Source organism: Trichodesmium erythraeum IMS101 (assembly GCF_000014265.1).
Classification (GTDB): domain Bacteria; phylum Cyanobacteriota; class Cyanobacteriia; order Cyanobacteriales; family Microcoleaceae; genus Trichodesmium; species Trichodesmium erythraeum.
This window is the reverse complement of sequence record NC_008312.1, coordinates 7665250-7684359: the sequence shown is the minus strand read 5'-3', so window position 1 is coordinate 7684359 and position 19110 is coordinate 7665250. Positions and strand designations below refer to the sequence as shown.

At 35.6% G+C, this 19110-nt stretch carries 15 protein-coding genes; 9 read left to right on the top strand and 6 right to left on the bottom strand.

Features of this window, described 5'->3' with window-relative positions:
* Positions 1-161: 161 nt before the first annotated feature.
* From TERY_RS24265 to TERY_RS24255, 3 genes are all read right to left on the bottom strand, one after another.
* Positions 162-701, bottom strand: a complete 540-nt coding sequence (locus tag TERY_RS24265; protein WP_011614234.1) for a diacylglycerol kinase — start codon at positions 699-701, stop codon at positions 162-164.
* Between the two features lie 107 nt (positions 702-808).
* Positions 809-1360, bottom strand: coding sequence for an rRNA maturation RNase YbeY (gene ybeY / locus TERY_RS24260; RefSeq protein WP_011614233.1), 552 nt, complete (start codon positions 1358-1360; stop codon positions 809-811).
* 39 nt (positions 1361-1399) lie between these two features.
* Complete coding sequence (locus tag TERY_RS24255) at positions 1400-1603, bottom strand: DUF3285 domain-containing protein (protein WP_011614232.1); 204 nt, start codon at positions 1601-1603, stop codon at positions 1400-1402.
* Between the two features lie 1215 nt (positions 1604-2818).
* Between TERY_RS24255 and TERY_RS24250 the strand changes: the two genes are divergently transcribed.
* Positions 2819-3091, top strand: coding sequence for a hypothetical protein (locus TERY_RS24250; RefSeq protein WP_011614231.1), 273 nt, complete (start codon positions 2819-2821; stop codon positions 3089-3091).
* 326 nt (positions 3092-3417) lie between these two features.
* Here the strand turns inward: TERY_RS24250 and TERY_RS24245 are convergent, their stop codons facing one another.
* Both TERY_RS24245 and TERY_RS24235 read right to left on the bottom strand, forming a co-directional pair.
* Positions 3418-3675, bottom strand: a complete 258-nt coding sequence (locus tag TERY_RS24245) for a hypothetical protein (RefSeq protein ID WP_370496272.1) — start codon at positions 3673-3675, stop codon at positions 3418-3420.
* A 401-nt stretch (positions 3676-4076) separates the two neighbouring features.
* Positions 4077-8117 (bottom strand): multicopper oxidase domain-containing protein, encoded by a 4041-nt coding sequence (locus TERY_RS24235; protein WP_011614229.1) that lies wholly within the window; start codon positions 8115-8117, stop codon positions 4077-4079.
* A gap of 999 nt (positions 8118-9116) precedes the next feature.
* Between TERY_RS24235 and TERY_RS24230 the strand changes: the two genes are divergently transcribed.
* The 5 genes from TERY_RS24230 to TERY_RS24210 all read left to right on the top strand — a co-directional run bounded on the left by TERY_RS24230 (position 9117) and on the right by TERY_RS24210 (position 14992).
* Complete coding sequence (locus TERY_RS24230) at positions 9117-9482, top strand: carboxymuconolactone decarboxylase family protein (RefSeq protein ID WP_011614228.1); 366 nt, start codon at positions 9117-9119, stop codon at positions 9480-9482.
* Positions 9483-9713: 231 nt separating this feature from the next.
* Positions 9714-10652, top strand: coding sequence for an EthD domain-containing protein (locus TERY_RS35690; RefSeq protein WP_011614227.1), 939 nt, complete (start codon positions 9714-9716; stop codon positions 10650-10652).
* Between the two features lie 42 nt (positions 10653-10694).
* Positions 10695-11258 (top strand): hypothetical protein, encoded by a 564-nt coding sequence (locus TERY_RS35685; protein WP_011614226.1) that lies wholly within the window; start codon positions 10695-10697, stop codon positions 11256-11258.
* A gap of 515 nt (positions 11259-11773) precedes the next feature.
* The gene (locus tag TERY_RS24215; RefSeq protein WP_011614225.1) at positions 11774-12376 is read left to right on the top strand and encodes a DJ-1/PfpI family protein; all 603 of its coding nucleotides are present in this window, start codon (positions 11774-11776) and stop codon (positions 12374-12376) included.
* Positions 12377-13171: 795 nt separating this feature from the next.
* Positions 13172-14992, top strand: coding sequence for an AGE family epimerase/isomerase (locus tag TERY_RS24210; protein ID WP_011614224.1), 1821 nt, complete (start codon positions 13172-13174; stop codon positions 14990-14992).
* A 14-nt stretch (positions 14993-15006) separates the two neighbouring features.
* On the opposite strand, the gene TERY_RS34195 is transcribed toward TERY_RS24210, so the two are convergent.
* Positions 15007-15192, bottom strand: coding sequence for a hypothetical protein (locus TERY_RS34195; protein WP_155994620.1), 186 nt, complete (start codon positions 15190-15192; stop codon positions 15007-15009).
* Positions 15193-15302: 110 nt separating this feature from the next.
* Between TERY_RS34195 and TERY_RS24205 the strand changes: the two genes are divergently transcribed.
* The 3 genes from TERY_RS24205 (at position 15303) to TERY_RS24195 (ending at position 18468) form a co-directional block, all read left to right on the top strand.
* Positions 15303-15662 (top strand): anti-sigma factor antagonist, encoded by a 360-nt coding sequence (locus TERY_RS24205; RefSeq protein ID WP_011614223.1) that lies wholly within the window; start codon positions 15303-15305, stop codon positions 15660-15662.
* Between the two features lie 76 nt (positions 15663-15738).
* On the top strand, positions 15739-17859 hold the full coding sequence (glgX, locus tag TERY_RS24200; protein WP_011614222.1) for a glycogen debranching protein GlgX: 2121 nt from the start codon (positions 15739-15741) through the stop codon (positions 17857-17859).
* A gap of 270 nt (positions 17860-18129) precedes the next feature.
* Positions 18130-18468 carry an anti-sigma factor antagonist gene (locus tag TERY_RS24195; RefSeq protein ID WP_011614221.1) on the top strand — a complete coding sequence of 113 codons (339 nt, stop codon included), beginning with the start codon at positions 18130-18132 and terminating at the stop codon, positions 18466-18468.
* Positions 18469-19110: the final 642 nt, after the last annotated feature.

The window sequence follows — 19110 nt, the reverse complement described above, 5'->3', positions numbered from 1 at the left end:
TTTTGACAACATCAATTACTCCCAATACTCAATTACCTCATTTTTTTCCATAGTAGGTATTCCAAGAAACATGATATTATATTTATTTATTTATTATTTATTTATTTATTTCTATATGAAATTATTTTCAAAGTAATGTTTATTATTAAAATCATATATTGTCAAATAAAGAATGGCAAACAACTTAATTTATAGCTGTCAATAGCAGAAATAAGCATCTCTAATAAAGGTGGTAAAATCAGGTAACTTGCGACAAGTAATGCTACTATTGCCGAAACTAAAACTGCAGCAGCAGCACAATCTTTAGCAATTTTAGCTAATTTATGGTAATGCTGTTTAACCGTTAAATCCACAGCAGATTCAATAGCAGTATTCAACAATTCCATAGCCATTACCAATCCAATTGTTAACACAATAACAACAGTTTCTATTAGTTGTAATTTTAATAAAATACTCAAACTAATAGCGACAATACCGATAAAAGTATGAATCCGAAAATTACGTTGAGTCTGAAAAGCATAAGACAAGCCTGACCAGGCATATTTGAAGCTAGTCAAAATATTATTTGCTACTTGCCAAGATAATTCTCTGTTAAATTTCACTGTCTTTTTAGAAAGATTTAATTTGGCAGTAACAGAATTTTTTGGTTGGCCTATAAAAGGGGCTTTATAGTAAAATATTGATAACTCATTAATTTTCATAAGGTATTCACCTCAGTTTAATTTTGTATACAATAGTCAAATAATATGAGATTTTCTCGATTAACAGTTTATCCAAAAAGTCAAAAAGTTACTTTAAGTTAAGTAAATTATCTAGAGTTATCTGTTATCCAATAGACCTCTCCAACAGCATTAAGCAAAAATAACTGTTGTTTGACCATTTTTTGCCAACTTTCTTGATCAAGGTGATCCCATCCGAGCAGATGTAGAAAGCCATGGGCAGCTAGCCAGGTTAATTCTGTTATTAATGGATGCCCTTGTTGTTTTGCTTGCTGAAATGCTGTCTCAACAGAAATTACAATATCACCCAGATAAAGTTGTAAATCAGAATCTACTACTTCTGGTTGAGGAATATCTACTTCAAGGTTAGCAAAGGCTAAAACATCTGTTGGTTGATTCTGGTAACGATATTTATTGTTCAGAATTTGAATTTCAGAATCATCAGTTAGACGTAGACTAAGTTCGTAGTTTTGAGCAGGTGGAATATTTGGTTGTAGGATTTCGAGCCATTTCTGAAACCAATACTCCCAACGATAGAAAAATATGGGACATTTTTGGTCCCTATCTTCTTGAAGTTTTAACTTTTTTACCTCTGAAGAAGATGACCAAAAATAATCCTGAATGTTTACTTTTAGATACAACCGTAAAATTCTCCTTTCCGCTTAAAACTGGAATTTTAATTATCGCGTCAGGTAAGCAATACCAACCAAAAGACCTATCAGTGCAATGGTTGTCAGGGTAAAATGCCTGAGAGATTTGCCACCTTTTCTCACCATATTTCTCATGGCTAGTTTGACATAACTAGGTTGTGGTTGTGGTTCCGCGGTGGAAGTATTTTTTTCTGTTTGTTCAGAATCTTGATTTGATGAAGATAAATTACTCATAAAAATCAATTAGTGAAAGTTTTTTTATAGTTGTTATTTCTCAAAAATTGAGTTTGAATTTGATCACAGAACTTTTCAGATAAATTAATATCTCAGGCCAAAATCAGAATATTGTCAGGATGTTCCTGGGAACGTCCCTTATCTGGTCTACCCATGAAAAAAACTGCTTTAAGAAATTAATACTACCATAAATATCATATTAGTATTAAGTTTTGTATAGTTTACCAAACCTTTCACAATTTTGGTTAAATATGGTAAAAATATAAAAAGTCCATGTATGATGTAATTTACATAGATCATAAAAATCAAATCCTACTGTATCTATAAAAAATTTATTAACTGCTTCAGTATGCAATAGTTAAATCTTTCTTATTATATGAGTAACTTAAAATTTTACATAATCTAATAAAAGTTTAATAAAATTGTTAATATATATGGTTAAGTCAAAAAAAGTTAACTATATAGATGTGAATTGGGTAATAGCCAGGAAGTTTATGTAGAAAATCATAGAATTCAAACTGTGGAGACTCTTCTTGCTAGTAGTACCCTTGGCCAATACCAATAGGTAAATGCAGGGTTTCCAAATAGAAGTGATATGGAATATTAGCCTTGATTAAAATTTTGAGTTACAGTGGCTTTTATAATTATTAGAGCACAAAGCTGGATATTCAATAGTTAGGTTAGTTCTTATAACGAGTGGGTTGTGGCTATGTTCTTCATGTATCTGAAAAACTCTCTTTAGCAATTAGTTATTTTAGGTAGAGAACCAATAGGGGAAAAAGGTTAAAAAATATTCCCTATCTCTCCCTCCTTAGAAGGGTAAGTTTTTTATCTTTGATGTCACAGTTGCTCAAAAACCTTGAGAAGATAAAGGCTAGAATAAATTATCAGATATTTATTGTATAATAAATTACATTTTCTTAGATATTTTATACTAAATAAAACTGATTACTTAACTCTTGCTTAAAAACTTACCCCTGTAATATCTCACCCTTTACCCCTCTATATTTATTCTAAAATTGACATTTTTGGAGATGTCTAATATTTATAAAGATAGGACGACTCACTTAGGTACGGACATTGATAAATTGACTCAGCGGAGTATTGGGACATGAAAAACTCATTCAGATATTACTTTTAACTTGTGACTTATAACTTTTGACTTGTACACGGCGCTATAATTTTAATGATCAAAAATAATCAGGAAAATAGACTATGAAAATTGATATTGATATAATGACTCGCTATTTACACAGAATGCGTAATCAACCAGGATGGGATTTTCTCAATGAGGTTGCTACATCTTTAAATATGGATAGAGCTACATCTAGGCGCTACACAAAAACAGCAGAAGAATGGGAATTAATTGAGCGTCAACAGTTAGAAAATCAACCAACTCAAATTCAAGCAAGTCATAAATTAATGAAATTAGAGCCTGGAGAAGTTAGAAAAATTGTACAGGCAAATTGTCAGGAATTTCAGTTTTAAAGGTTGATATTTTACTGATAAAAATGGGCTCATATTGAGAAGATATTTAATCTGATAATTGCAGAACAGAAGCAACAGATATTTATTATACTAAATGTCAAAAAAATTGCTCTATATTCTGGGAATATGGAAAAGCGGGAAGTAGAGTAATCATACTAAATCCTGTTTATAAATTATCTTTTTGTGGAGGTAATGAGATAAAGGTATGGTTAGAGAGAATGTGAAAAAAGAATGTGTATTTAGGGAGTGGATTTGCATCACAGCTAAATGTTTATACCATATTCTGTGAGATATTTATCATAAAAAACTTCCCTATTTCTTAATCATTATTTATTAAGAATACTACAAATCAATTTACCTGCACCATTTGATGAAAATTTGACAATATTACCATTCTTTTCAATTTTCTGTTGAGTCCGACAATTATAAATTTCTAATGGCTTTCTTACACCATTAATACTAACTTCTGCTCGATATTCCCAATAGTTTTTAGCGCTACGTTTAATATTGAGAATACAAATTTTGTTGCCCTTGTCATTACGGCAAAAAGATGCTGCTACCGGTCGCGCAAAAGCAAAAAACAATATGAATAAAAAGATTGACAAAATAATGTATTTTCTCATTCCTAAATTATGTTTGTAATATAAAATCCACTTGCAAATAGAGTGTTATAAAAAACCATATTTATCCGACGTAAATGTTTTACTAAAAGTAAAAAAATAATGCTATATCTTATGCTTATGTGAAACTTCAACTATTGAGTAATTAATACAAGGTAGAATAACTTTTCTGATCATTAGTTCCCCAGGAGCATATAAATGATTCACATTTTTTATAGATGTTGTATGCAACGTCTATAACTTAATTGATGATCAGGCATTTGATACTTTCCCCTTATACTTTATTTATACTGATATAACCACATTTGACATAAGATATCAAAATATCAGAAGGGGGTAACTATACCCCCTAATATTAATTAATTCTAACCCAAGATAAAGTTCTTAGCGGCCAAGTCTGAATTACCTTCTAATGTAGCAAATTGACCGCCACTTCCGAAACCAGGAGCCGTACCATCAGTATTATAGTACAAATTACCGCTTTGACTACTGTAAACAATCAATCCTTCTGATGTAGCAGCATCACTATTACTAGAAACAACAGCAAAATTCTTCTGTATATCTTCTGTTGTCTCAAATTTGGTAAAACTCATAGCTCCAAGTTCGATTAAATCTTTTGATGCATTAAAGTCAGTTATTGAATCAATACCTAAAATTTCAGGATCAAATATCTCATCAGTATCAAAGACAAATATATCGGAACCTTCTCCACCTATTAGGATATCATTTCCTTCTTCCCCATTAAGAACATCCGATCCTTCTCCACCTCTTAGAGTATCCTCATCTTTTCCACCACGAAAAGAATCATTTCCTGCACCACCATTAAGGGAATCTATACCTCGAAAACCGTATAACAAATCGTTTCCAAAATTACCATTAAGGGTATCATCTCCTTCCAGTCCGTAGATATTGTCACCATTATTGTCTCCATTAATGAGATTATTTCCTGTCGTACCAATTTTATTTTCTGCCAAGAGATTTCCATCCCGGAGCTGAAGTATCTCCCGGATCCCTTCTTTATTTTGAACAAATAAAACTGGTTCGCCTCGTTGATGACCAGGGACATCAGCAAAAGTACCAGATAAATTTTTAATATCACTTTCAGGAGTAAATTCAGCATCTAGACGAATTGGCGGAGCAGACTTTCCTTCTTTAGCCTCATCATTCATTTCCATCTCTGAGTCCCCTGCCTGACTCATTTCCATGTCATCCATGGTTTTCATGTCATCATCACTATGTTTACCCTCACCATGTTTACCATCATCTCCTCCATGTCCGTGGTGCCCTCCTCCAGTGTAAGTCCAAACCTTCACCTGCTCTTCACTCTCTGCTAACTGTTCTTTGTCAACAGCCAATGTAGTAATGTTAGCAGAATTAGTTTGAACAGTAGTATTAAAAGCTTCCTTAGACAAATCAAAATCAGAAGTAGGAACAATATCATCTTCAGGTTCAGGTCGCTGCAGTAGATAACCAGAGGTAATCTCAATCTCCCCTGTATAATTTTCATAGGGACTAACAGCATCTATTACTACTACATCACTCCCATCAATATTTTCATCTAGCTTGATCTTTTTCTCAATATCAATACCATTTAAAATCGTTAATTTGCCCTTATTGGTGATATAGATATCATCAAAGTTATCTCCATTAGCATCTCCCACTGCTATATTGAGATTATTCTCTAAATCATCTTCATTAGAGGTTAATCCATCCACAAGTATACGGGTAAGCAGCTGAAAATCGCCACCATCGTAAATCTCAATAGAGACCCCGTCTTCTGTAACGATACCAGTAACTATGTCAGCAAAGTTATTCCCATTAATATCACCAGTAGCAACAGATCCTTTTTCTCCCTCAATATTATTTACTCCTTGAAAAGGATTAAATTGAGTAATTTGTAAGCTAGTATTATCACCATCAACATCTGTTATACCTTGTTCTTGGAGATTAAATAATGACCTACCATCAAATACTCGAATTGTATGATCTCCTTCAATCTCCATAGCAACAACATCAGTAACATTATCCGTAACATTATTGCCGTTAAATGGTAGCAAGGAATTAACATCATCAATATTAATATCTACCCCACCTGTGAAATTTGAACCAAAAGGTCTCAAATTAAGGCTTGGTCCTGTTATACCACTACCCCGGAGTAGTTCTATACTTGTACCATCAGCATCTCCTTCTTCATTGCTCAAACCCAACCAAGTATCATTTGTATTCAAAATCACCCGCACAACTGCCATCATACCTGCATCTTCATGGAACAGAATATGACAATGGTTAACAAAGCTACCGTCATAGTCTTTGAACTGCATATAAATTCTGACCAAGGAAGCATCACCATCAGTTTCTGCTACACCGTATGGGTTCGTGTCTGTAACTGTACCATCCTGATAAGTGGGAGGTAGAGCAATGGTATCCCCTTCTATATAAGGTAGATAGGTATTATTTAAATCTGCTAGTCGCTTACCGTTAATATCTAAAACTGTAAAAGGATTTTGGTGAATGTGGAATGGATGCCATTCTAAGAGGGGAAGATCTGGAGTAAAACTTTCTTCTTTTAACCCAGAGATGTTAAAAACATTCCATATTTCCGCTGTACCTAACATAGGCATTGTCAGTGGAGTCTCATTTCCTCCTGCAAAATACCCGCCATTAATTCTATAAGTTCCCTCAAATGTCTTTACTTCTAGGTCATCTGGAGCATTGCCTTCAGCGATCGCGCCACCAATATTTGCACTCCAGATATATGTGCGTTCCCGTTGTACACCAATACCATTCTCAGCTGAATCTACTCTTTCTATCAGTGCTTCAACTCTTGTTGCTAGGCTATCATAGGCTTCTGGAATAGGACTAGCCTCATTTTCTAGACCCGTTACATCAAAGGTCATCAAAACCTGGGGTCCCCAAGTATAGTGACCATCATCAAATCCTTGAGATTTCTGGCCTTCTTTTAATTTATTGGTCATTGTCTGGATCAACTCTGGGCTATCTTCACCAACAATTTCTGGGGTACCATTAGAGAGTAAATAATACTTACCTGGTTCTTCAAAAGAATGATCTATAGTTATCCGTTGCCCTGGTTGAAAGATTGGTGAATCCTCCATAGTTCTGCGGATTTTTTCTGTCGCCCGACCTGGAAAAGAATCACCATCAAGACCTACATAAGTCATTTCCTGGAGGGTAAGAATTACATTACCATCATCATCAATCCCTTCTTTGTATAACTGAAGTATATGGTGAGAATTAACATCTGCATTCAAGAGTGAAAATGTTTGTAACTCACCAGTCTTTAATTCAAGTGTGGGATTGTATTGGCCATTAATAGTGTGAATAACGTTTTCTGCTGGTGCCTCTAAAACACCACCGCCATATTCAAATAGATTGGGATTATTTGTACCATCTTCGTTTCTACCCAGAGGTCGTTCGGGGTCATAGAGATCTGGTAATGCATTGTAACCTATAAATGGAGCATCCGATAGCTCATAAATGGGGTCACCATTATCCGTAAATCCCTGGATTTCTATAGGTGTACCTGCAGGTAATGAAATATTAGGGTTTTGGTTGAGTGGGTCGTCTGGTGAACCTTTTCGATCTACTTGCTGAAGGCCAAAAGTATTAAGGGTCATCAAATAGAAGTTTTCTGAGCTTGGGTCCCATTTATTTAGGTCTGGTTCATCGAATCTAGGGTTAACTTGCATTACTCCGACTAACCCCGCTGCTAGTTGGGTATTAGTCTGTCCATGAAAGTGAGGGTGATACCAGCTCATACCCAAAGTTTGGTCTGTGGGAACCTGAATATCATATTCAAAGGTTTCTCCAGAATCTATTAAATGTAGCACATTATCAGCACGACCCCTAGGAGATGTATGGAAACCGTGGGTATGTATGTTAGAGAATACATTAGCTGCGTGATTTCCTGCTTCTTCTATTTTAGTTAAATTATTTGTCAGAGTAAGTTTTACTTTGTCCCCTGGTTCAGTAATGAACAATGGTCCAGGAATTCTAGGGTCCAAAGCTGTACCATCAGGACCCTTACCCTGATAGACTCTAAGTGCTTCATAAGGAGTATAGCTAGGTTCTCCATCAATAGGACTGGGTAACCACGGTACTCTACCATCTCCTGACCTAAGAATTCCCAGCCCTGGTACCTCTAATTGGTCTACCTCTTCCATTGAGATTTGTGCTTCTAATACCTCATTTGGGCCCCAGCTCGAAAAGTAATCTCCGGTGCTTGCTTCTGGGTTATTTTGCCACTCTTCAATTGGATTATAAAAGGGAACTACTTTATCTGGGTGAGGCAATACATCAAGATAATTATCTGGATTAAAGCCTTTACTCCATGATTCAAAGTTTTCTTGACCAATAGTCTTAGCGTCTCGTAGTGCAATGTCAGCCATAATTATTAATTTTTACTCCGTTAAACTAAGTACAATGATTAATATGGATATTTTTACTGTCCTAAAAGCCTAAGGATTTCAACAAGAGTCAAAGTTCAAGCGCAGATTAACGTTTTGCTTTCTGGCGCAAAGCTCTCCTCAAATAGATTACCCGCACCTTTAGTCACCCTCTTGGAAGGGGGTCGAGGTTAGCTACGCCTGCCTCTGCTTCTGTTTGTCTTATACTGCCTGTCTGGGACTAATAAATCTATTTGCTAGTCCTAAAGATGTCAGGGTATTGGTTGATACAACCCTTGAATTATCATAAAATATTGGGCTACCGACTTAAGCTAATCGATTTGTTGAACCTTTCAGTCTATAATCATAAAACTAGTAAAGCACCCTCAATAATGTTGTTGTTATTGGGTTTCTGCCAGCACTAAAGATTCAAATTAACTTCTACTCGAATGCAACCTACTACTTACTACATAATTAACTTTTACTTAAACAAATATAATAAATTATAAATTTAAAATATTTATTAAAAAAATATTAAACTTCTTTACAGAATATATTTTTTGTTTCTTGGGTAGTACATCAAGAAATTGATGGATGACGTTTATGACTTTGTCAGTGATCCTACATTTATTTCAATTAATTACCACCAAAAATAAAAAAATGTCAGCACTATAGTAATATATATAGTGGAAAAAAATTTTTTAGCGCAAATATTAAGTATTTATAGTTGAAAAACTAAAACCAAAGGGTCAGGATCATGGATTATGAATTGTTTGTCCACATTGTCTGAAATTTATTCTTAGTGGCCATCATATAACGACTTCATAACTGATGAGTTGATCACAAAATTTTAAATGTTCAACTGTGTCAGAAGAGGATAATCTTAGATAACGCTAATTAATTTGAACTAGATCCTTAAATATACCTTAAATGTAGAAAAAAGACTACAGTTAAGCTAGAAAAATTAAATAGATAAAAGCTAGAAAAATTAAACAGATAACTATGGCATACAAGAACGCAGTATTAGATGACAAAGCACTGCAAGAAGGCTTAAATAGTATCAATCCCAAATTTGGGGACTTTTGTACTCGTGTAGCAGGTGAAGCATGGGGTCTACCAATAATAGACCAAAAAACCAAAGCTCTAATTACAGTAGCAATAGATGTAGTTAATCAAGATCATGTAGGTCCTGGAAACCCATTTGGTGCTCATGTTAAAATGGCAATGTCTCAAGGAGCTACTTTTGAGGAAATAGAGGAATTGCTAGTATTTACCTGTGTTTATGCAGGATTTAATAAAGCAGCAGGTTGCTTCGGGGCTCTCGGAGAATTAAAAGACGAATTAAACGAATTATTCCCACCAAAATAATCATAAGCATTTTCAACAGCTTCGACTAACTCGGAGTATGATTGATTCGTCTAGTCCAGAGTAAATTTGCCAGGAATTGAAAATCTTGGTAGAAAATTAAATAACAAATAGTAGTAGCATGATTCTCATTGAAGCACTGAAGCTAAACTAAACAAGCTTCAAAAATCTTTGGGTCAGTTCAGCAAAACTATAAATAAACTTGTAATATCTGAAAAGCCAAGATAGTAAACTATGGTATCAGCTCTGATTAATAAAGGAAAAGTTGCTGACTATTCTAGTCGTGATCAAGAAGCACAAGTAGCTTTCTATGTTCTTCTGTGGAAAAGAAAAGGAATAAGCCTCAAATTATTTGATGACTATTGGAGAGACGTTCACGGACCAGTTTGTGGTCGTTTACCAGGTCAGTACCAATATTGGCAATTTCATGTTGCTCACAATGATGGGGGAGTATGGCCTAGTATAGGAGACTTAGTAGATGCTTCTTCTGCAGAAGAAAACTTTGATGGCATTGCTGAGCTAACCTTTAAAACAGTAGAAGACCGGAACAAATGGTTCAATGCAGCAACTATTTTGATGGATGATGAGCATAACATTTTTAGTAAAGCCATAGGTTATAATACCAGCCCCGGTAACTCTATTACTTTTAAAGATGGAATTGAAAATGGTTCTCCTAATGGCTATCTGGGGCTAGAAAAGTATCATTGTATGATCAGGAAAGCTGATGGAGTCAAATTAGAAGACTTTCGCTCATACTATAAAGAGAACTTTGCACCGGCTCTAGCCAAGATGGCTCATGTCTTGAAACTACGATTACATCTATTTGATGAAGTTGATAACACAAGACCAGATGCCGATGGAGTATCTCACTCTGAATTACCAGAACTAAATTATCAAGCTGCTGTAGAAATAGCTTACTGGAACCGCTTAGAACTAGAACTACTTTTCGCATCTAAAGATTTTAAAAACTTAGTAAGCGAACACAGTAAGTATGTCAAAGAAATAAGACCATTTCCAGAAAGAAGTGCTTACACATTTGTCAATGATGGTAAAATGACGCTGGCAGGCCAACGAAGTTCAACAGTAGCACAACTAATTATGGATATTGGAGCTGCCAATCAACTACAAGATGATATAGTTGATCTAATGTTGAAGAATCAGTTGACTGATTAATTTTTAAGTTTTCCAAGTAAAAAAACAATTAACAGGGATATTATGGCACGCACAAGTTACTACAAAGACTTAGCAGCAGATTACTCTAGAGCCGTTCCAGTAGCTACTGATGTTGCTAAAGAGATGATTGCTTTGGCAGAAAAGATATGCAAGATGAAAGAAGCAACATTACCAACGATCGGAGATGACTACACATTAGAACAGATAGAAAAAGAAAATAAAGATTGGTGGCCTACTCATTGTGAAGCTTTGAGACAAGGACGCGGTGATATTTTAACGGATGAGTATCGGAATGATTTAGTTTATTTTTGCCAAGATGGACCTTATCAGGGTCTAGAACAACAAAAAGAACGGGAAAAGCATTGGTGGGCATTAATTTCTCAACCAGGAGTTATTATGACTTGGCCAATTGTCATGTTTTATGGAGAACATACATATTTTGAATGGAAGAGTGTGGATCTTGAAACTAACGAAACTATTGCTAAGGGAAATGTGACTTGGGTACGTCGTGGTCATAGAGGTGGTTGTTATTTGAAAACTGAACAATTAACGTTTTACCGCGATGTGTTTGCTGATCAATCACTATTGAAGTTAATTACGACATAAGACAAACATTGATTGTCTTAAATATTTAAGAATGTTAACTTTTACATTCCTTGAATTGTCATAAGGTAGACTGGAAAACATTATTACTTGTTTATTACTACCAAAATATTTAGATTGATCAGAAAAAGGGGTTACATTTCCTGAGGATACAATTGTAGGTTTTAGTCTTGCAAATAAACAATGGTAATGTGAAACCCTGAAAAAGCCTTACTAGGACTTATATCAGATCCAGAAGAATAGTTATAATTAAGGCTCGTAGTAGAACTAAAGCCTGATTTATATTATGCTAAGTTCTACTACAAGCAATAGCTTTTTTATTACTTACTTATTATCCGAGTATTAAATATTATAGCAAGGACTTATGTGGGTGAGCCCAGGGACCTAGTTGTTTTCATTAATGTTTATTGTTAAAAACAACGATTTATCCATCCTAGAAAACCGGTTTATTTACATAAGTCCTAATAACGTTAAACTATTCTTTCATTAGACTACAGAAAAAAATCAGGAGAAAAAAAATGGTGGCAGCAACAAAAGGCAAAATTGGAGTTTTAATTGAAGACCACTTTGATTCTACAGAATACCGTAAATTTAATGAATTTTTTCCTGAAAAAGGCTATGAAGTAGAATATATTACTCATTTATGGGGGCAAAAAGAATTACACTTTGCTTCTAACCCAGAGAACAATGTTATTGAAGAAAAAGTGACAGTTAGCACAGAAGTTAACGATATTAAGCCTTCAGACTATAAAGGTATTATATGTATTGGTGCTTATGCTATGGATCGGTTGCGTTATCAGGTAAACCCTAAAAAAGGCGAAAAAAACCAAGCACCAGCAGTAGCATTTTTGCGCAATGCAGTCAATACAGAAAATGTAAAGTTAGGAGCAATTTGTCATAGTTTATGGCTGTTTTGTGCTGACAATGAAATGCTTAAAGATAAAAAAGTAACTTGCGCTCATAATATCATTTGTGACGTAGAAAATGCTGGAGCTAATGTAATATTTGATGGGGAACAAACGGCAGAATTAGTTATTGATGGTAACTTAATCACAGCAAAGCACCCTGGTGTAACCGATGAATTTATGGAAAAATTTATCGAAGCGATCGAAGCTAGCTAAATATTAAGGTAGTTCTTTTGAATCATCTGATGAAAATTATAATGTGCCAAGAATAACGACATGAAGTAAAAAAAATTGGACATAATGATTGGATTTAGATATTGATTGTGATACTATAAAAAGATTATGTCTAATTGATTAAAGGAGGTAACTAATAGCTTTAGTCTCATATGAGTGGTATGGATCAAAGTTAGTAATAGTTGATTGATTTGATTCAAGTTTTAACAGTAGGGATGACCAGAAAATACTATGAAAATATAAAGACTAAAGACTTACAAGTCTAGCGCTTGTGCTTTGACTACTAAGAAAGATTTGAATTCTACGGTCAACCTAGAAAACTTTATGGTTAAAAACGATGGTTGACTGTAGGCAACAACAACAAGAGATGAAAACAAATAATTATCCTACTCCTTGCTGATAACTGACAATAGATAATTATGATAATAGTTAGTTGGCTTGAGTTTCAAGCAATAATGTAACTACTATTGTAGATTTACGGGCTGCGGTTACTGGTCTGCTGTGAAACAGCAACTAAGCTACCAAAATGCTCTTGAATAAGTTTGGGTAATTTCTTGAATAAGTTTGGGTAATTTTAGGAGAACAGCTAGAGATATACTATTTTTATTAGGAGTCACCCATAACCTAGGTTTTATTAAAGAAGATTGTATAATAGTGAAAAATAATATGCAGGGAAATAAACCCGGTTTTTTTTGTTTGGGTTGGTTAGTCCTGATAATAACCTTTTAGCTGAGACAAAAAACATTAAAAAAACTTGTAATTAAAGATAATTAAAAAATGACTACTCCAGTAGAGTTTACTTTTTCCGACTTGATCGCCGGGTATGTTACAAACTTCGACTCAGGCACAGATATTTTTGGGCTCAAAACAACAGATGGCAGAGAATTTAAAGCCAAGTTAACTCCTACTAGTTATGCTAAGCTAGTACAAAACTTAGACGAAGCATACCCAGATGCTACAGGTGCTATGCGATCGATGCTGGTGCCTGGTAGGTATGTATTCACTTATGGCGTTTTTTACCCAGATAGTTCCATATTTGAAGCTAAACAAATAGTATTTGTCGGTCGTCAAGCAGATGACTATATATTTGAAAAATCAAACTGGTGGGTACACCAGGTTCGCTCCCTAGCTAATTTTTATGTCAAAGCTCAATTTGCTGGTGAAGAAATAGACTACCGCAACTATCGCACAACTTTAAGTCTTTCTGGTGTAAGGTCTCAGGTGAATTTCCGACAAGAAACAGATACTATCTCCCGGATGGTTTATGGGATGGCTACAGCATATATGATGACTGGGGAAGAAATTTTCCTAGAAGCAGCTGAGAAAGGTACTGAATATCTGAGAGACCACATGAGATTTGTGGACTTAGATGAAGGTATAGTTTATTGGTATCACGGTATCGATGTGCAAGGGGAACGAGAGCAGAAAATTTTCGCTTCAGAATTTGGTGATGACTATGATGCTATTCCCGCTTACGAACAAATTTATGCCTTGGCAGGTCCATTACAAACTTATCGCATTAATGGCGACCCTAGGATAATGGACGATACCGAGAAAACTATTAAGTTATTCAACGACTTTTTTCTAGATAAAACTGATCGCGGTGGTTATTACTCCCACCTAGATCCTATTACTCTAGATCCTCTGAGCGAGTCATTAGGTCGGAACAAAGGTACTAAAAACTGGAACTCAGTTGGTGACCATGCACCAGCATATCTAATTAATCTCTGGTTAGCGACAGAAAAACCTGAATATGCAGATATGCTCGAATACACTTTCGATACTATTGAAAAGCGTTTTCCAGATTACGAAAACTGCCCCTTTGTCAATGAAAAATTCTTTGAAGACTGGAGTGCAGATCATACTTGGGGATGGCAGCAAAACCGGGCAGTAATTGGTCACAATATGAAAATTGCTTGGAATTTGATGCGGATGAATAGCCTCAAACCTAAGGATACTTATGTTGAACTGGCAAAGAAAATTGCTGAGGTGATGCCAGCAGTAGGGAGTGATCAACAACGAGGTGGTTGGTATGACGTGGTGGAAAGAGCATTAGGAGAAGATGAAAAAAATCATCGTTTTGTTTGGCATGATCGCAAAGCTTGGTGGCAGCAAGAACAGTCTATTCTGGCTTATTATATTCTTGCAGGAACTCTTAAAGATCAAGAATATCATCGTTTAGGGCGGGAAGCTGCAGCTTTTTACAACGCCTGGTTTCTGGATACAGAAGATGGTGGGGTTTATTTCAATGTTCTTGCTAATGGTATCCCTTTCTTGGCAAGTGGTAATGAACGAGGTAAAGGTTCCCACTCTATGAGCGGTTATCACTCTACAGAATTATGCTATCTAGCTGCAGTTTATACTAATCTATTGGTTACTAAGCAGCCAATGGATTTTTATTTTAAGCCTATTCCTAGTGGTTTCCCTGATAATATTTTACGAGTATCACCAGATATTCTGCCTCCTGGTAGCATTAAAATTGGTTCTGTAGAAATTGATGGTAAACCTTACAGTGATTTTGATGCGGATAAACTTTTTGTGAAGTTGCCTGATACTAAGGAACGGGTGAAAGTTAAGGTCAATATTGTACCTAATTAATTAGACAAGAAACACTATGGGTGAAACCTAACCCCCCTGGCCGTCGCCTTGAAGGAGATGGCCATGGGGAGAGGTATTAAAGTCCAGTAGAGTGGGTTTCGTTGGGCGACATTAAAAGTATTTGCGCAACATTTCGCAGGAAAGCGTAACGCGCCGAGAATAATTGTAGAGTATGCAGTATGGGGTACTTGACATTTCATGAAGGTACCCTGCTACACTCTTAATCTACTATATCCGTGGCATAATTTGTATGAGCTACCCTCAACCTAACCTAAATCTAAAACACCTAAATATTATTTAACTAAATAAAATGGCAATAGAAATTAATATTAAAACAGAAGAAAAAATTAAAGTAGTAGAACTAAGTGGAGATATTGATGCTAGTACAGCACCTGATATTCAAAAACAAGTTATACCTCTAGCAGAAACAGGTAGCAGAATTTTGATGGATATGACTAAGGTACCATATATGTCTAGTGCTGGGTTACGAATGTTACTATCATTACATCGACAAACAAATGCCAAGGAAGGAAGAACCGTATTAGTAGGACTTTGTGAAGAACTTCAAGATACTATGTCTGTGACTGGGTTTTTAGACTTTTTGACAACTGCTGAAACAGTTGATCAAGGTAGGGAAAAACTCTTGGAAGAAACAAACGAACCCAAATAAACTAACACTATGCTAGTTGATTTAAACAACAAAACTTCTATCGTGCTCGTACTAAAAAATATATTCACAAAGATTCATGTTACAAGAGCGTATTGATATCCATCCTACCCACAGTCATGGTGACTTTAAGCTCCGTAGTGGAAAACCTTTTCCATTCGGTGCAACTATGGTGTCTGGAGGAGTAAACTTTTCCATCTTCTCTTCTTATGCTACATCTTGTACATTGGTTTTGTTTCAAAAAGGTGCTTTAAAACCAATGGCAGAAATTCCTTTTCCTGAAGAATTTCGGATAGGGAATGTTTATTGTATGATTGTCTTTGATCTTGATGTTGAGAACATCGAATATGGCTATCGCATGGATGGACCGAATAATTTCCATGAGGGTCAATGGTTCGACAAAAGTAAAATTCTCATGGACCCCTATGCTAAGATTATTGGGGGTAGGGATGTTTGGGGAAAAACACCAAACTGGGATGATATTTATCAACACCGGGGGAGAATTCCCTATGATGATTTTGACTGGGAAAATGACCGCCCACTAGAAATTCCACCACAAGATCAGATTATCTATGAAATGCACGTTCGTAGCTTTACGGCTCATCCTTCTTCTGGTGTCAAACATCCAGGCACATTTGCTGCTATTCGCGAAAAAATTCCTTACCTCAAAGAATTAGGTGTTAACGCGGTGGAGTTGATGCCTATCTATGAATTTGATGAGTTTGAAAATTCTCGGCCCAGCCCCATCACAGGAGAAATGCTCTACAATTATTGGGGTTATAGTACAGTCGGGTTTTTTGCTCCTAAGGCAGGGTACGCAGCGACAGGTAAGTTAGGAATGCAGATGGATGAGTTAAAAACTCTAGTTAAAGACCTGCACAAAAATGGGATTGAAGTAATTCTTGACGTTGTTTTCAACCACACAGCAGAAGGAAATGAAAACGGTCCGACAATTTCTTTCCGGGGTATTGACAATAAGACATATTATATGCTAACACCAGAAGGTTATTATTTTAACTTTAGTGGTTGTGGCAATACTATTAATTGTAATAACCCCATTGTTCGTAATGTGGTGTTAGATTGTTTGCGCTATTGGGCAAGTGAATATCATATTGATGGTTTCAGATTTGATTTGGCTTCAATTCTTGGACGTGACCCCTGGGGCGCACCTTTAGCAAATCCTCCATTATTAGAAACTTTGGCTTTTGACCCAATTTTAGCTAACTGTAAGTTGATTGCAGAAGCTTGGGATGCTGGTGGTTTATATCAAGTGGGTTCCTTCCCTGCTTTTGGACGTTGGGCCGAATGGAATGGTAAGTATCGCGATGCAATTCGCAAGTTTATTAAAGGTGATTGTACTGTAGGGGAAATGGCACAAAGGATACAGGGTTCTCCAGACCTCTATGCTTGGCAAGGTCGTGGACCGGCAACATCTATTAATTTTATTACTGCCCACGATGGTTTTACTTTGGCTGATTTGGTTTCCTACAATGATAAGCATAATGAAGCTAATGGTGAAAATAATAATGATGGTGCTAATGATAACGAAAGTTGGAACTGTGGGGCAGAGGGTTGGAGTGATGACCCTGGAATAAATGCTTTGCGTAGCCGTCAGATGCGAAATGCGATCGCAATTATGATGGTTAGTCAAGGTGTTCCTATGTTGCTGATGGGAGATGAAATAGGGCGGAGTAAAAATGGTAATAATAATACTTATTGCCATGACTCAGAACTAAATTGGCTAAATTGGGAGCTTCTGGAAACTAATGCTGAGTTATTTAGGTTTGTGAAGAATTGTGTGGCATTTCGGAAAGCTCACCCTATATTGAAAAATCAGAACCATTTCCGAAATCAAGATTATGTAGGTAGTGGAAAATCTGATATTACTTGGCATGGTACTCAAGCTTGGAATGCTGACTGGTCAGATAATTCTCGAACTTTGGCTTTTATGCTTTGTGGTAAACATGCTACAGAGGTGACAAAGCAAGATAATGATATTTATGTAGCAATGAATATGCACTGGGACTCTCTCTGGTTTAACATTCCCGGTTTATCAGATGGGAAACATTGGCATATTTTTGTTAATACTGCTTGTGCTTCGCCAGAAGATGTTTGGGAACTTGGGAGCGAACCTGTTTTAGAAAATCAACATGGGTTATTACTTGGGGATCGATCTATAGTTATTTTAGTAAGTAAATAAAGTCGGAAATGATATTATAGAGCTTATGATCATATCTATGAATTGGGAGTAGGGAGGTTGAATAGAATATCTGTATAGATTAGAGGATATCAGGTGTATTGGAGTATTTTTTAATCTTTTTCTCGTATAGCCTAATTCTCACATATGACTCCTGAGTCAAAAAATTAATCCCGGGCATTGATACTAGAAGGGTTCTCTAAAGAGGCTAAAAATTTCACAATGACCTGAAATTGCTACAATAGAAAAAAAATCAACAACAAAGGAAAAATTATGGCTTTTACGGCAGACTTAGAAATAATTAAAGATAGTTTTGTTAAAATAACGTTATCTGGAGAGTTAGATGGGGCGACAGCTGCTGATTTTAAAACAAAAGTAGAGGAGGCAGCAGCAAAAAAGCCGACAAAACTTTTTTTAATGATGCAAGACTTAACATTTATGGCAAGTGCGGGTCTACGGGTATTGATTTTCGCTAAACAAAAAATGGGAACAGATGTTAATATTTATATGGTAGGGGTTCAAGAGATGGTAAAGGAGACTATTAAAAAAACTGGTTTCGATAAAAGTGTTTATTTACAAGAGCTCGATGACTATCAGAAGTCGATATCATAACTAAGATAGAAGTTTAACTCTCCTGGCGGGAAGTCCTGTTCTCTAATTTTCAATAAGCGTGTCCTATGGGAAAGTGAGAATAGAATATATTATTATTAACACAGGAGAAGAATATCTTGACAGTTCAATAAAAATTTACTTTACTTATTTAAAGTTATACAATACTAAGTGATATTATTGTAGCAATATGAGTAATGAGCGAAAACTAAGTAAATAAGTATCTTGAGCTTCCTGGCGATTTTGTTGCCTGGGTCGTGATAAATTACATACTGCGGTTAGTGGCATAAGAGTGAAACACCTAAGCTATCTCCAAAGCTTATGCAATTCATGTTCCATGTAAGTTTGGATAAGTTTAGTAGAACTGTATTACCTCATAAGTGGAGCCCAAATTTTTGAGGCTGAATTACCCAGTTGTCCCTTATGTGCAACTTCAGAAGTATCTGAATAGCCTATTAGAGTTCTGGGATAATTAATCTCAAACCCTTAGAATATTTGAGTAAAGATTGAGTTTGTGTAGATGTCTACTAGACAAAAGTAGGGGCGAATTGTAATTCGCCCACACCATCCATAATTGTGACTCAATTTGAGAGGAAGGAAAATAACCTAATTTAACTGATGACTGCTATAATTAAAATTAATAAA

What these genes read in the sequence shown, in the direction of transcription:
- TERY_RS24210 (WP_011614224.1), top strand. Translation starts at nt 13,172, where the DNA reads ATGACTACTCCAGTAGAGTTTACTTTTTCCGACTTGATCGCCGGGTAT.
- TERY_RS24255 (WP_011614232.1), bottom strand. Translation starts at nt 1,603, where the DNA reads ATGAGTAATTTATCTTCATCAAATCAAGATTCTGAACAAACAGAAAAA.
- TERY_RS24235 (WP_011614229.1), bottom strand. Translation starts at nt 8,117, where the DNA reads ATGGCTGACATTGCACTACGAGACGCTAAGACTATTGGTCAAGAAAAC.
- glgX (WP_011614222.1), top strand. Translation starts at nt 15,739, where the DNA reads ATGTTACAAGAGCGTATTGATATCCATCCTACCCACAGTCATGGTGAC.
- TERY_RS24195 (WP_011614221.1), top strand. Translation starts at nt 18,130, where the DNA reads ATGGCTTTTACGGCAGACTTAGAAATAATTAAAGATAGTTTTGTTAAA.
- TERY_RS35690 (WP_011614227.1), top strand. Translation starts at nt 9,714, where the DNA reads ATGGTATCAGCTCTGATTAATAAAGGAAAAGTTGCTGACTATTCTAGT.
- TERY_RS24250 (WP_011614231.1), top strand. Translation starts at nt 2,819, where the DNA reads ATGAAAATTGATATTGATATAATGACTCGCTATTTACACAGAATGCGT.
- TERY_RS35685 (WP_011614226.1), top strand. Translation starts at nt 10,695, where the DNA reads ATGGCACGCACAAGTTACTACAAAGACTTAGCAGCAGATTACTCTAGA.
- TERY_RS24265 (WP_011614234.1), bottom strand. Translation starts at nt 701, where the DNA reads ATGAAAATTAATGAGTTATCAATATTTTACTATAAAGCCCCTTTTATA.
- TERY_RS24215 (WP_011614225.1), top strand. Translation starts at nt 11,774, where the DNA reads ATGGTGGCAGCAACAAAAGGCAAAATTGGAGTTTTAATTGAAGACCAC.
- TERY_RS34195 (WP_155994620.1), bottom strand. Translation starts at nt 15,192, where the DNA reads ATGAAATGTCAAGTACCCCATACTGCATACTCTACAATTATTCTCGGC.
- TERY_RS24230 (WP_011614228.1), top strand. Translation starts at nt 9,117, where the DNA reads ATGGCATACAAGAACGCAGTATTAGATGACAAAGCACTGCAAGAAGGC.
- TERY_RS24205 (WP_011614223.1), top strand. Translation starts at nt 15,303, where the DNA reads ATGGCAATAGAAATTAATATTAAAACAGAAGAAAAAATTAAAGTAGTA.